This window comes from uncultured Amnibacterium sp. (assembly GCF_964245895.1).
Classification (GTDB): Bacteria; Actinomycetota; Actinomycetes; order Actinomycetales; family Microbacteriaceae; genus Amnibacterium.
Genome location: NZ_CAXTOQ010000093.1, coordinates 1 through 13469, shown reverse-complemented (window position 1 = coordinate 13469; position 13469 = coordinate 1). Strand labels below are relative to the sequence as shown.

The window sequence follows — 13469 nt, the reverse complement described above, 5'->3', positions numbered from 1 at the left end:
GGCGGCGGGCACGACGAGCGCGAGCAGACGCTGAACCAGCTGCTGGTCGAGATGGACGGCTTCGACGTCAAGACGAACGTCATCCTGATCGCCGCGACGAACCGGCCCGACATCCTCGACCCGGCGCTGCTGCGCCCGGGACGCTTCGACCGGCAGATCGGCGTCGACGCGCCGGATCTGAAGGGCCGCCAGAGGATCCTCGAGGTGCACGCGAAGGGCAAGCCGCTCGCGGCGGGCGTCGACCTCGAGATCCTGGCGCGCAAGACGCCGGGCTTCACGGGCGCCGACCTCGCGAACGTGCTGAACGAGGCCGCGCTGCTGACCGCGCGCTCGAACGCGCAGCTGATCGACAACCGGGCCCTGGACGAGGCCGTGGACCGCGTCATCGCCGGCCCGCAGCGCCGCAGCCGGGTCATGAAGGACCAGGAGAAGCTGATCACCGCGTACCACGAGGGCGGCCACGCCCTGGTGGCCGCGAGCCTGAACCACACCGACCCGGTGACGAAGGTGACGATCCTGCCCCGCGGCCGAGCCCTCGGCTACACGATGGTGCTGCCGCTCGAGGACAAGTACTCGGTCACCCGCAACGAGCTGCTCGACCAGCTCGCGTACGCGATGGGCGGCCGGGTCGCGGAGGAGGTCGTGTTCCACGACCCCACCTCCGGCGCCTCGAACGACATCGAGAAGGCGACCGGCACCGCGAAGCGCATGGTCACCGAGTTCGGCATGAGCGCGCTCATCGGCTCGGTCAAGCTCGGCGCCGCGTCGGGCGAGATGTTCCTGGGCCGCGACATGGGGCACAGCCGGGAGTACTCGGAGGAGCTCGCGGAGCAGGTCGACAAGGAGGTGCGCAGCCTCATCGAGTCGGCGCACGACGAGGCGTACCAGATGATCCTCGAGAACCGGGCCGTGCTCGACCGGCTCGCCACGGCCCTCCTCGAGAAGGAGACCCTGGACCAGCACGAGCTGGCCGAGATCTTCAAGGACATCAAGAAGCTGCCGCCGCGGCCCCAGTGGCTGTCCAGCGACCGCCGCCCGGTCTCGGACCTCCCGGCGGTCGCCGTGCCGGGCCCGAAGGCGCCCATCGACGCCGGAGCGGTCGACGGCGGCGTGGACTCGAACGGCGGGGCGCCGGCACGCAAGCGCGCGCCGCGCATCAAGCCGCGTCCTGCCACGGCCTGATGACGGGGCGCGCCGGCGGAGACGCGGGGGCGGCTGAGCGACCGTGAGGCGAACCGGCCCCCTCGCCCTCCTCGGCATCGCCGTGGTCGGCGCGGTGATCGGCTGGCTGCTCCAGGTCGCGCTCGTCGCGGGCGGGGCGCCGTCGTTCATCCCGCCGGTCACGCTGTACTCGGTGCTGTTCCTGCTGGCCGCCGGGCTGCTGCTGCTCGGCCGGCCGGTGCGGCGGGTCGTGAAGGGCAAGGCGGACCGGCCCATCGATCCCTTCTACGCCATGCGGATCCTGGTGCTGGCGAAGGCCTCCGGGCTCGCCGGCGCCCTGCTCGTCGGGGGTGCGGCGGCCCTGCTGCTCTACGCCGTCTCGCGGACCGGCACGGCGGCCACGCCCGCCTTCTGGCCCGACGTGCTGACCGGGATCGGCGCCCTGGTGCTCTGCGCAGCCGGACTCGTGGTGGAGTGGTGGTGCCGCATCCCGCCGCAGGACCGCGCGGAGAACCCCGAGAGCACCCTGGAGCAACGATGACCGTGCTGCCGCCCCGAGCGCTCGACGCCGGCATCACCGGCTGGCGGGGCGTCTCGAACAAGCTGGTCTGGGTCGACGTCGCCGCGATCCTGATGTCCGCGATCGGCGGCGCCGTGGTCGGCGTGCTGCTGCTCTGGCTGATCCAGCCGGCGCCGTGGATCGGCTGGCTCGTGATCGCCGCCGTCGCGGTGTCCGCCGTGGTCCGGCTGGTCATCGCCCCGCGCCGCGTGCACGCCATCGGCTGGATCCTGCGCGACGACGACCTCGTCGTGCGCCGGGGGATCCTGCTCTCCCGGCTCGTCGCGGTGCCCTACGGCCGGATGCAGCTGATCGACGTGAACCGCGGCCCGGTCGCGCGCCTCGTCGGCCTCGCCGAGCTGCGGCTGGTGACCGCCGCGGCGACGTCCGACGTCGCCCTCCCCGGCCTGCCGGAGGCGGAGGCGGCGCAGCTGCGCGACGCCCTCGTGGCACGGGCCGAGGAGCGGCGCGTGGGACTGTAGGGGCATGACGACCCCGGCATCGCCGCCGAGGAGCCGGTACGTCGACGGGCTCTGGCACCGCCTCCACCCGGCGACGCCCCTGCTGCGGGGCGGCATCGGGCTGGTCGCCGTGCTGCTGTACGTCGGCGCGAACTTCCGCGAGCACCTGGTCGCCCTCGTGTTCGGGGTGCCCGACGCCGGCGGCGACCCGCTGGACGAGATCACGCGGCGCGGCCTGGTCGGCCCGGCGGCCCTGGTGGTGCTCGGCGTGCTCGTGATCGGGATCGGCCTGTTCTGGATCTCGTGGCGGGCCAGCGAGTTCAAGATCGACGGGAACGCCGTCACCGTGCGCTACGGCGTGCTGCTGCGGCGCACCCGCACCGCCAACCTCGACCGCATCCAGGGCGTGACGATCTCGCGGCCGCTGCTGGCCCGGGTGGTCGGTGCGGCGCGCATCGAGCTGGACGTCGCGGGGCAGAACGCGAACGTGCGCCTCGAGTACCTGTCCAACGGCGCTGCGGAGGAGCTGCGGCGCGACGTGCTGCGCCTCGCCTCCGGCCGCAGGGCGGGTGCCGCCGCCGACGGGGACGCGCCGAGCATCGAGGCCGCCGTGCTGGACGAGGACGGCCCGCGCGTCGTGCACGTGACGCCCGGCCGCGCGATCGGCTCGGTGCTGCTGTCGGAGACGACGGTGACGCTCGTGGTGCTCGCGGCCGTCGTGCTGCCGACCCTCGCCGCGATCGGCGCGGCTCCGGCCGCCGCCGTCTCGTTCTTCCCGATCGTGATCGGCACCGTGACCGTCGCCGCGCGGCGCATCGGTCGCAACCTGCGCTTCACGGTGGTCTCGACCCCGGACGGCGTGCGCGTGATGAGCGGGGTCGTGAGCACCAGCGCGGAGGCGGTGCCACCCGGCCGGGTGCACGCGCTGCGCATCGACCAGCCGCTGCTGTGGCGCCCGGCCGGGTGGTGGCGCATCTCGGTGAACCGCGCGGGCCATGCCGCCGGTCGTCGCAACGCCGAGACGGAGCGGTCCCTCGCGCCCGTCGCCACCCTCGACGAGGTGCTGACGCTGCTGCCGCTGCTGGTGCCCGACCTCGCCGACCGGCGGGAGGCGGTGCTCACCGGCCTGACCGGCCGGGGCCGGGACGACGGCTTCACCGCCGCCCCGGCGCGGGCCCGCTGGCTGCGACCGCTCGCGTGGCGCCGTACCGGGTTCCAGCTGACCGATGAGACCGTGCTCGCCCGATCGGGCTTCCTGCACCGGGAGCTCGCGGTCGTGCCGGACGCCCGCATGCAGAGCGTCTCCCTGCGGCAGGGCCCGCTCGAGCGGCTGCTGCGCGTCGCGACCGTGCACCCGCACGTCGTGTCCGGGCCCGTGTCGACGCGCCTCCGCCTGATCGACGTCGATCGCGCGCAGCGACTGTTCGGCGAGCTGGCGGCGATCGGCGTCGGGGCGCGGCTGTCCGACGTGTCCCACCGGTGGGCCGAGCGGAGCGGACGGCCGTGAGGCCCGCTGGACGGCTCGGCGTCGGTGTGATCGGCGCCGGGCGGGTCGGGCCCGTGCTGGGTGCGGCCCTCGCCGGAGCCGGCCACGCGCTCGTGGGCGTGAGCGCGGTGTCGCAGCAGAGCCGCGATCGCGCCGACGCGATGCTGCCGGGGGTCCCGATGCTGGCGGTGCCCGACCTCGTCGAGCGCAGCGAGCTCGTGCTCGTCGCGGTGCCGGACGACGAGCTGCCGGGCCTCGTGTCGGGGCTCGCGGACGCGGGCGTGTGGGTGATGGGTCAGCTCGTGGTGCACACCGCGGCGCGGTTCGGCACGGACGTGCTGCTGCCCGCGGTCCGGCGCGGCGCCATCCCCGTCGCGCTGTCGCCCGCGATGGCCTTCACCGGCACGAGCCTCGACCTGGTCCGCCTCCGCGAGTCCCGCTGCGCGGTCACCGCGCCGGCGCCGGTGCTGCCGATCGGCCAGGCACTCGCGGTCGAGATGGGCTGCGAGCCCGTCGTCGTGCCGGAGGAGGCGCGCGAGCAGTGGGCGGCGGCGCTGGGTGACGTCACCGCACCGCTGGCGCAGGCGGTGCGCTCGGCGGCCGCGAGGCTGGCCGGGCTGGGTGTCGAGGACGCGGACCTGGTGCTGGGACCGATGGCCCGCTCCGCGCTGGAGCGCGCGCTCGGGGACGCCCGCCGGCCGGCGGCGCAGGAGGACGAGGCATGACCGAGACCATCCCGACCGTCGCCGAGATCCGGAAGCGGGTCGCCGCGGCGCGCTCGGCCGGGCGGCTCGTCGCCCTCGTGCCGACGATGGGCGCGCTGCACGACGGCCACCTGGCGCTGGTGGCGCGCGCGAGGGAGGTCGCCGACCTCGTCGTCGTCTCCCTGTTCGTCAACCCCCTCCAGTTCGGCCCGAACGAGGACTTCGCGCGCTACCCGAGGGATCTCGACGCGGACGTCGCCGCGCTCGACCGCGCCGGAGCGGACCTGCTGTTCGCCCCCGCCGCGGCCGAGCTGCTGCCGGAGGGGCGCACGCAGGTGCGGGTCACCGCCGGCCCCGCCGGTACCGTCTTCGAGGGCAGGGTGCGGCCGGGCCACTTCGACGGCGTGCTGACGATCGTGCTGAAGCTGCTGCACGTCGTCGGCCCGGACGCCGTCGTCTTCGGGCAGAAGGACGCGCAGCAGGTGTTCCTCGTCCGGCGGATGCTGACCGACCTCGACGTGCCCGTCGCGCTCGAGGTCGTCGACACCGTGCGGGAGGCGGACGGGCTCGCGATGTCGAGCCGGAACCGCTACCTGGACGACGGGGAGCGCCGCCTGGCCAGGGCGGTGCCGGCGGCGCTCGACGCCGCCGAGTCCGCTGCGGACCGGGACGTCGACGCGATGGTCGGCGCCGCGCAGAGCGCGCTCGCGGGCGAGGACGGCGCGGACCTCGAGTACCTCGCGGTGGTGGACCCGGCCACGTTCCGGCCGGTGGACGACGGCTATCGTGGTCGTGCCCTCGTGCTCGTCGCCGCCCGGGTCGGCGGAACGCGTCTGATCGACAACCGGTTCGTCCACCTCGGCTGACCGGCGCGCCGTCGATCGAACCGGGAGTCCAGCGCATGGCCGACGACACGGTCGACGACACGAGCGAGCAGCGCGAGGTCCGGCTCGGGAAGCGGGCGCGGCTGATCGAGCGCGGGGAGCAGGCGTACCCCGTCGCCGTCCCGGTCACCGACACCATCGGCGCCGTCCGGGCCCGGCACACCGACCTCGAGCCGGACGTCGCGACCGGCGACGTCGTCGGACTGGCCGGCCGGATCGTCCACCTCCGGAACACCGGGAAGCTCTGCTTCGCGTCGCTGCAGGCGGGCGACGGCAGCCGGATCCAGGCGATGGTGAGCCTGGACGCTGTGGGGGAGGAGTCCCTGGCCGACTGGAAGGCGGTCGTCGATCTCGGCGACCACCTGTTCGTGTCCGGCGAGGTCGTCACGTCCCGCCGCGGCGAGCTGTCGATCATGGTCGCGGAGTGGCGCATCGCCGCGAAGGCGCTGCTGCCGCTGCCGAACCTGCACACCGAGCTGTCGGAGGAGACGCGGGTGCGGTCCCGCTACCTGGATCTGATCACCCGTCCCGCCGCCAGGCGCAACGTCGTCACGCGCGCGACCGCCGTCGCGTCCCTCCGCGCGACGTTCGCAGAGCGCGGGTACCTCGAGGTCGAGACGCCGATGCTGCAGACGCAGCACGGCGGCGCCTCCGCCCGGCCGTTCGTGACGCACTCGAACGCGTTCGACACCGACCTGTTCCTGCGCATCGCGCCGGAGCTGTTCCTGAAGCGCGCCGTCGTCGGCGGGCTGGAGCGGGTGTTCGAGATCAACCGGAACTTCCGCAACGAGGGCGCGGACTCCACCCACTCGCCCGAGTTCGCGATGCTCGAGTCCTACGAGGCCTACAGCGACTACCACGGCGTCGCCGACCTGGTGCAGGACCTGATCCAGCGGTCCGCCGTCGCGGTGGGCGGCTCGACGACCGTCACCTGGACCGACGGCACCGAGTTCGACCTCGGTGGGCAGTGGGAGCGCATCTCGATGTACCCGTCGCTGTCGGCGGCGGCCGGCGTCGAGATCACGCCCGAGACGCCGATGGCCGAGCTGGTGGCGCTCGCGGAGCGGGTCGAGATCGAGGTCGCGCACCCGATCCGCGGCAAGTACGTCGAGGAGCTGTGGGAGCACTTCGTCAAGTCGTCGCTGCTGCGGCCGACGTTCGTCATGGACATGCCCCTGGACACCTCGCCGCTCGTCCGCGAGCACCGCTCGATCCCCGGCGTCGTGGAGAAGTTCGACCTCTACGTGCGCGGCTTCGAGCTGGCGACCGGGTACTCGGAGCTCACCGACCCCGTCGTGCAGCGGCAGCGGTTCGTGGACCAGGCGGTGCTCGCCGCGGGCGGCGATCCGGAGGCGATGCGCATCGACGAGGAGTTCCTGCGCGCGCTCGAGTTCGGCATGCCCCCGACCGGCGGCCTCGGCATGGGCATCGACCGGCTGCTGATGGCTCTCACCGGCGACGGCATCCGCGAGACGATCCTCTTCCCCCTCGTCAAGTAGCCCCCGCCCCCGCTGGTCGAGGTGCGAGCGCAGCGCGCCTCGAGACCACGTCGACGGACGAGACCGACGTACCCTCTCCGTATGGGCGGCTGGAACGAGGGCTTGTGGGCGATCGTGCCCACCATCTGCGTATCGCTCATCTTCTGGTTCGTGATGCGCACGATCCTCCGCGCCGACCGCACGGAGCGCGAGGCCCGGGCCCGCTTCGAGGCGGAGGAGGACGCTCGCCTGCTCTCCGAGGCCGAGCAGGACACGCAGCGGGGCTGACCCCCAGTTCGGCTGATCCCCCCTCCGGTCGCACCCCCTCCGGTCGCACCTGGCCGCGTCGCACCCGGTGCGGTCGCACCTCCACTGGGATCGTGCGGTGCCGCCGCGCTCGCGCGAACCTGTCCTCACGACCGCACCGATGGTGGGCGGCGGGACGGGGGACATCATGCGGAAGACGGCCGTGAACCTGTACATCAGCTGGCTGCTGGTGTTCGGCGGCTCCGGCGCCCTCCTCCGACGCACCGCCTGAGCGCCACGACACCCGTCGGGGGCGCCCCCGGACTGGGCCGGTGTCGCGCCGGTCCACGGCATGCCGCGGCGGACATGCTTCATCCGAGGACGACGGCTCGGGGGAACCGGCGTCCGGAACGACGAACGGCGCGCAGCATCCGGGGGGACCGCTGCCGCCGGTGCCGCATCCGCGGACGGACCGGGTCTACGGCGCCCGGTCCGCTCGCGGATGCGGGTCGGCGCGCGACGCGGAGGTAAGCCCCCGGCGAACAGGGCCCCGGGTGCGCGGACCCGCGCCGTAGCCTCGTCTCGACGCCGGGAGGACACCCGCCCGGCCGTCCAGACGTCGCCCGGGCAGCCGGGCGCAGTGAGGAGCCACCGCATGTTCGAGCGCTTCACCGATCGAGCCCGCAGAGTCGTCGTCCTGGCCCAGGAAGAGGCCAAGATGCTCAACCACAACTACATCGGGACCGAGCACATCCTGCTCGGCCTGATCCACGAGGGCGAAGGCGTCGCCGCGAAGGCCCTCGAGTCCCTCGGCATCTCCCTCGACGCCGTGCGCGAGCAGGTGCAGGACATCATCGGCCAGGGCCAGCAGCAGCCGACCGGCCACATCCCCTTCACGCCGCGCGCGAAGAAGGTGCTCGAGCTGTCGCTGCGCGAGGCGCTGCAGCTGGGCCACAACTACATCGGCACCGAGCACATCCTGCTGGGCCTGATCCGCGAGGGCGAGGGCGTCGCAGCCCAGGTGCTCGTGAAGCTCGGCGCGGACCTGAACCGCGTGCGCCAGCAGGTCATCCAGCTGCTCTCCGGCTACCAGGGCAAGGAGCAGGTCGCCGTCGGCGGCGAGACGCAGCAGCAGGCGCAGGGCTCGCAGATCCTCGACCAGTTCGGCCGCAACCTCACCCAGGCCGCGCGCGACGGCAAGCTCGACCCGGTCATCGGGCGCGAGAAGGAGATCGAGCGGGTCATGCAGATCCTCTCCCGCCGCTCGAAGAACAACCCGGTCCTGATCGGCGAGCCCGGTGTCGGTAAGACCGCCGTGGTGGAGGGCCTCGCCCAGGCGATCGTGCGCGGCGACGTGCCGGAGACGCTGAAGGACAAGCAGCTCTACACGCTGGACCTCGGCTCCCTGATCGCCGGCTCCCGCTACCGCGGCGACTTCGAGGAGCGCCTGAAGAAGGTGACGAAGGAGATCCGCACCCGCGGGGACATCATCACCTTCATCGACGAGATCCACACCCTCGTCGGCGCGGGCGCCGCGGAGGGCGCGATCGACGCCGCCTCCATCCTGAAGCCGCTGCTGGCCCGCGGCGAGCTGCAGACCATCGGCGCGACCACGCTCGACGAGTACCGCAAGCACTTCGAGAAGGACGCGGCGCTCGAGCGCCGGTTCCAGCCCATCCAGGTGCAGGAGCCGTCGCTGCCCCACGCGATCAACATCCTCAAGGGGCTGCGCGACCGGTACGAGGCGCACCACAAGGTGTCCATCACCGACGGCGCGATCGTCGCCGCGGCGAACCTCGCCGACCGCTACATCTCCGACCGGTTCCTGCCGGACAAGGCCATCGACCTGATCGACGAGGCCGGCGCCCGCCTGCGTCTGTCGATCCTGTCAGCGCCGCCGGAGCTGCGGGAGTTCGACGAGAAGATCGCCCTCGTGCGCGCCGCCAAGGAGGCCGCGATCGAGGACCAGGACTTCGAGAAGGCCGCGGGTCTGCGCGACGAGGAGAAGAACCTGCTCGGCGAGCGCCTCCGGCTGGAGAAGCAGTGGCGCAGCGGCGACGTCAAGCACACCGCCGAGGTCGACGAGGGCCTGATCGCGGAGGTGCTCGCGCAGGCGACCGGCATCCCCGTCTTCAAGCTGACGGAGGAGGAGTCGAGCCGCCTCATCTTCATGGAGAAGGCGCTGCACGAGCGCGTCGTCGGTCAGGAGGAGGCCATCGCCGTCCTGGCGAAGACCATCCGCCGCACCCGCGCCGGCCTGAAGGACCCGAAGCGGCCCTCCGGCTCGTTCATCTTCGCCGGCCCCACCGGCGTCGGGAAGACGGAGCTGGCGAAGGCGCTCGCGGAGTTCCTGTTCGACGACGAGAACGCGCTGATCTCCCTCGACATGTCGGAGTACGGCGAGAAGCACACCGTCTCGCGGCTGTTCGGCGCCCCTCCCGGGTTCGTCGGCTTCGAGGAGGGCGGGCAGCTCACCGAGAAGGTGCGCCGCAAGCCGTTCTCGGTCGTGCTCTTCGACGAGATCGAGAAGGCGCACCCGGACATCTTCAACTCGCTGCTCCAGATCCTGGAGGAGGGCCGCCTGACCGACGGTCAGGGCCGCGTCGTCGACTTCAAGAACACCGTCATCATCATGACGACGAACCTCGGCACCCGGGACATCTCCGGCGGACCGGTCGGCTTCGTCGCCGAGGGCGACACCGCGACGAACTACGACCGCATGCGGGCGAAGGTGAACGAGGAGCTGAAGCGGCACTTCAAGCCCGAGTTCCTGAACCGCGTCGACGAGATGATCGTGTTCCCGCAGCTGACCAAGCCCGAGCTGCTGCAGATCGTCGACCTGTTCATCAAGCGGCTGAGCGATCGCATGCTCGACCGCGACCTGAGCGTCGAGCTGACGGTCCCGGCGAAGGAGCGGCTCATCGAGGTCGGCTTCGACCCGGCGCTCGGTGCGCGCCCCCTGCGCCGCGCGGTGCAGCACGAGGTCGAGGACCGGCTGTCGGAGAAGATCCTGCACGGCGAGCTGACCGCCGGGGACCACGTGCACGTCGACTTCAAGGACGGCGCCTTCGTGTTCGCGACGACCAAGAAGGGCGAGCTGGTCGGCGCCGGCTCGGCTCCCGCCGGCGCCATCACCGACGGCAGCGGCACCGCGGCCGAGTAGCCGCAGCGCCCCCTTCTTCATTTTGAAGGCGTTCTGGTCAGCCGAAGGCCACCAGAACGCCTTCAAAATGCAAGGGGGTGGGAGGATCGACGGATGCCCGCCCCATCGTTCTCCGTCCGGCGGGCGCGGGTGAAGGACGTCCCCGCGATCCAGCGGCTGATGGCCCCGCTCGTCGACGAGCGCATCCTGCTCGGCAAGGACGCCGCGGTGCTCTACGCCGCGGTGCAGGAGTTCCGGATCGCGGAGGCGGACGACGGCGCGGTCGTCGGGTGCGGGGCGCTGCACGTGATGTGGGACGACCTCGCCGAGATCCGGACCGTCGCCGTCGACACGACCTGGCGCCGTCGCCGGGTCGGTCACGCGCTCGTCGAGCGTCTCGAGGCGGACGCGGTCGACCTGGGGGTGGACAAGCTGTTCTGCCTGACCTTCGAGGTCCCCTTCTTCGTCGCGCACGGCTACGCGGAGGTGGGGGAGGGGGTCGTCGGCCCCGACGTCGTCGCCGAGCTGGCACGATCAGGCGACGAGGGCGTCGCCGAGTTCCTCGACCTCGCGCGGGTGAAGCCGAACACCCTCGGCAACACGCGGATGCTGAAGGTGCTGCGACCCCAGCCGGTCGTCTCGGCCCCACCTCCGCACGTCTAGTGTTTCTCCCGCGGGCCGGAGCGCGGACGGACCGCATGGTCGTCCGTGACGGCTCCGCGCCGGTCCAGGGGAGCGCGTTGAGCACCGAACGCCTCGAGTTCTTCGACGCGGCAGCGGTCCTGTTCGACCTCGACGGGGTGATCACCCCGACCGCCGAGGTCCACATGCGTGCCTGGTCGCGCATGTTCACGCGGCTGTTCGACGACCGCGGCGTGCGGCCGCCGTACACCGACGCGGACTACTTCCTGCACCTCGACGGGCGGCCGCGCTACGACGGCGTCGACTCCCTCCTCCGCGACCGCGGGATCGACGTGCCGTGGGGCGATCCGTCAGATTCCGACGACGCGGACACCGTGTGCGGCATCGGCAACCGCAAGAACGCCTTCTTCTCCTCGCTGCTGGCGGCGGAGGGGATCGCCCCGTACCCCGGCTCGCTGGCGGTGCTCGACCGGCTCGGGTCCCTCGGCATCCCGGCGGCGATCGTGTCCAGCTCGAAGAACGCGGTGCCGGTGCTGGCCGCCGCGCACCTCGCCGACCGGTTCCCCGTGATCGTCGACGGCGTCGTCGCGCAGGACGAGGGGCTGCCGGGCAAGCCGCGGCCCTACATCTTCCTGGCGGGCGCGTCCCGGCTGCACGTCGACCCCGCGAACGCGGTGGTCGTGGAGGACGCCGTCTCCGGCGTCGCCGCCGGCGCGGCCGGCGGCTTCGGCCTCGTGGTCGGCGTCGACCGCGGCGTCGGCTCCGCAGCGCTCCGCGACGCGGGCGCGCACGTCGTGGTCGGCGATCTCGCCGACCTGCTCGCCGCAGAGAAGGGCGCATCCCTGTGATCGACCGCGACCGGTTCCCCGTCGACGAGTGGAAGCTCGTCGAGCGGATCTACTCCGACGAGCGCATGGGGTTGATCGAGACCATCTTCACCACCGCGAACGGCTACCTGGGCATGCGGGGCAACAGCTCCGAGGGCCGTGACGCGCACGAGCACGGCACGTTCATCAACGGCTTCCACGAGGTCTGGCCCATCCGGCACGCGGAGCAGGCCTACGGCTTCGCGGAGGTCGGCCAGACGATCGTCAACGTCCCGGACGCGAAGATCATCCGGCTGTACGTCGACGACGAGCCCCTGGTGCTCGACGTCGCGGAGCTGCTCACCTTCAACCGGGAGCTCGACTTCCGCGACGGCGTGCTGCGCCGCGAGCTGCTGTGGCTGACCCCCTCCGGCAAGCGCGTCCGGGTGCGCTCCGACCGGATGGTCTCGTTCGTCGAGCGCCACCTGGCCGTCATGTCGTTCGAGGTCACCGTCGAGAACGCCGACGCGACGGTCGTGCTGTCCAGCCAGATCCTGAACCGGCAGGACGGCGAGGACGAGTTCGGCCGCACCACGCCGGAGATCGGCCCGGCCGGATTCGACCCCCGCCGGGCGGAGCGCCTCGCGGAGCGGGTGCTGCAGCCGGTCGAGTTCTGGCAGCGCGACGACCGCAGCGTCCTCAGCTTCCGGGTCACCCACTCGCACATGACCATGTCGGTGATGGTCGATCACGTGATCGAGACGGAGAACGAGGTGCACATGCGGCCCTCCATCGCTCCCGACATCGCGAAGAACGTCTACCAGGTGCGGGCGAAGGCCGGCGTGCCGGTCAAGCTGACCAAGGTCGTCGCCTACCACACGTCGCGCAGCGTGCCCCCGCGCGAGCTGATCGACCGAGGCCAGCGCCTGCTCGACCGCGTGCTCGACGGCGGTGCGGAGGAGCAGCGCCAGCTGCAGCGCGAGTGGCTCGACGCGTACTGGGAGCGCAGCGACGTCGAGGTGGAGGGGCACCCGCAGATCCAGCAGGCGGTGCGCTGGAACCTCTTCATGCTCGCGCAGGCCGCGGCTCGGGCGGACTCCAGCGGCGTGCCCGCCAAGGGCCTCACCGGCAGCGGCTACAGCGGCCACTACTTCTGGGACACGGAGGTGTACGTGATGCCGTTCCTCACCTACACCAGCCCGCTGTTCGCCAGGAACGCGCTGAAGATGCGGGAACGCATGCTGCCGGCGGCACGCAAGCGGGCGCGCCAGCTGAACGAGGGCGGCGCGCTCTTCCCGTGGCGCACGATCAGCGGCGAGGAGGCGTCCGCCTACTACGCGGCCGGGACCGCGCAGTACCACATCAACGCGGACGTGACCTACGCCATCGCGAAGTACGTGCGGGCGACCGGCGACGCCGACTTCCTGGCCCGCGGCGCGATCGACATGGTGGTGGAGACCGCCAGGCTGTGGACGACCCTCGGGTTCTGGCGGCACACCGAGGGCAGCTCGTTCCACATCCACGGCGTGACCGGGCCGGACGAGTACACGACCGTCGTGAACGACAACCTGTTCACCAACGTGATGGCGCGGTTCAACCTGCGCTACGCCGCGGAGAGCGTGCGGGTCGTGGCGGACCAGTTCCCCGAGGCCTACACGCGCATGATGGATCGGGTCGGCTTCGACGAGTCGGAGATCGGGGAGTGGGAGCGCGCCGCCGAGGCGATGGTGATCCCCTACTCGAAGGCCTTCAACATCCACCCGCAGGACGCGCACTTCCTCGACCGCGAGGTGTGGGACCTCGAGAACACCCCCGCGGACAAGCTGCCGCTGCTGCTGCACTTCCACCCGCTCGTGATCTACCGCTTCCAGGTGCTGAAGCAGGCCGACGTCGTGCTGGC

At 72.2% G+C, this 13469-nt stretch carries 12 protein-coding genes; all 12 read left to right on the top strand.

Annotation, left to right across the window (positions count from 1 at the left end; genetic code table 11):
• Positions 1 to 1182 (top strand): ATP-dependent metallopeptidase FtsH/Yme1/Tma family protein (locus ACFE60_RS12610; RefSeq protein WP_375389209.1); only part of this gene is annotated, 1182 nt, incomplete at its 5' end.
• 43 nt (positions 1183 to 1225) lie between these two features.
• Positions 1226 to 1702 (top strand): DUF3180 domain-containing protein, encoded by a 477-nt coding sequence (locus ACFE60_RS12605; RefSeq protein WP_375389208.1) that lies wholly within the window; start codon positions 1226 to 1228, stop codon positions 1700 to 1702.
• Positions 1699 to 2202 carry a PH domain-containing protein gene (locus ACFE60_RS12600; protein WP_375389207.1) on the top strand — a complete coding sequence of 168 codons (504 nt, stop codon included), beginning with the start codon at positions 1699 to 1701 and terminating at the stop codon, positions 2200 to 2202. The genes ACFE60_RS12605 and ACFE60_RS12600 overlap by 4 nt, the downstream gene beginning before the upstream one ends.
• A 4-nt stretch (positions 2203 to 2206) precedes the next feature.
• The gene (locus tag ACFE60_RS12595) at positions 2207 to 3688 is read left to right on the top strand and encodes a PH domain-containing protein (protein ID WP_375389206.1); all 1482 of its coding nucleotides are present in this window, start codon (positions 2207 to 2209) and stop codon (positions 3686 to 3688) included.
• Positions 3685 to 4392, top strand: a complete 708-nt coding sequence (locus tag ACFE60_RS12590) for a DUF2520 domain-containing protein (protein ID WP_375389205.1) — start codon at positions 3685 to 3687, stop codon at positions 4390 to 4392. The genes ACFE60_RS12595 and ACFE60_RS12590 overlap by 4 nt, the downstream gene beginning before the upstream one ends.
• Positions 4389 to 5237: a pantoate--beta-alanine ligase gene (panC, locus tag ACFE60_RS12585; RefSeq protein ID WP_375389204.1), complete on the top strand. Its 849-nt coding sequence runs from the start codon at positions 4389 to 4391 to the stop codon at positions 5235 to 5237. Before ACFE60_RS12590 ends, panC begins: the two co-directional genes overlap by 4 nt.
• A gap of 35 nt (positions 5238 to 5272) precedes the next feature.
• Positions 5273 to 6754 (top strand): lysine--tRNA ligase, encoded by a 1482-nt coding sequence (lysS, locus tag ACFE60_RS12580; RefSeq protein ID WP_375389203.1) that lies wholly within the window; start codon positions 5273 to 5275, stop codon positions 6752 to 6754.
• Between the two features lie 81 nt (positions 6755 to 6835).
• Positions 6836 to 7021 carry a hypothetical protein gene (locus tag ACFE60_RS12575; protein ID WP_375389202.1) on the top strand — a complete coding sequence of 62 codons (186 nt, stop codon included), beginning with the start codon at positions 6836 to 6838 and terminating at the stop codon, positions 7019 to 7021.
• A gap of 613 nt (positions 7022 to 7634) precedes the next feature.
• Positions 7635 to 10142: an ATP-dependent Clp protease ATP-binding subunit gene (locus ACFE60_RS12570; protein WP_375389201.1), complete on the top strand. Its 2508-nt coding sequence runs from the start codon at positions 7635 to 7637 to the stop codon at positions 10140 to 10142.
• Between the two features lie 93 nt (positions 10143 to 10235).
• The gene (locus ACFE60_RS12565) at positions 10236 to 10784 is read left to right on the top strand and encodes an amino-acid N-acetyltransferase (protein ID WP_375389200.1); all 549 of its coding nucleotides are present in this window, start codon (positions 10236 to 10238) and stop codon (positions 10782 to 10784) included.
• 77 nt (positions 10785 to 10861) lie between these two features.
• On the top strand, positions 10862 to 11611 hold the full coding sequence (locus tag ACFE60_RS12560; protein WP_375389199.1) for an HAD family hydrolase: 750 nt from the start codon (positions 10862 to 10864) through the stop codon (positions 11609 to 11611).
• Positions 11608 to 13469, top strand: a 1862-nt coding sequence (locus tag ACFE60_RS12555; protein WP_375389198.1) for a glycoside hydrolase family 65 protein, incomplete at its 3' end; no start/stop codon positions are given. The genes ACFE60_RS12560 and ACFE60_RS12555, both read left to right, overlap by 4 nt.

Bases quoted from the DNA above. Each gene is read 5' to 3' on its own strand.
- ACFE60_RS12600 (WP_375389207.1), top strand. From the start codon at position 1,699: ATGACCGTGCTGCCGCCCCGAGCGCTCGACGCCGGCATCACCGGCTGG.
- ACFE60_RS12595 (WP_375389206.1), top strand. From the start codon at position 2,207: ATGACGACCCCGGCATCGCCGCCGAGGAGCCGGTACGTCGACGGGCTC.
- panC (WP_375389204.1), top strand. From the start codon at position 4,389: ATGACCGAGACCATCCCGACCGTCGCCGAGATCCGGAAGCGGGTCGCC.
- lysS (WP_375389203.1), top strand. From the start codon at position 5,273: ATGGCCGACGACACGGTCGACGACACGAGCGAGCAGCGCGAGGTCCGG.
- ACFE60_RS12575 (WP_375389202.1), top strand. From the start codon at position 6,836: ATGGGCGGCTGGAACGAGGGCTTGTGGGCGATCGTGCCCACCATCTGC.
- ACFE60_RS12570 (WP_375389201.1), top strand. From the start codon at position 7,635: ATGTTCGAGCGCTTCACCGATCGAGCCCGCAGAGTCGTCGTCCTGGCC.
- ACFE60_RS12565 (WP_375389200.1), top strand. From the start codon at position 10,236: ATGCCCGCCCCATCGTTCTCCGTCCGGCGGGCGCGGGTGAAGGACGTC.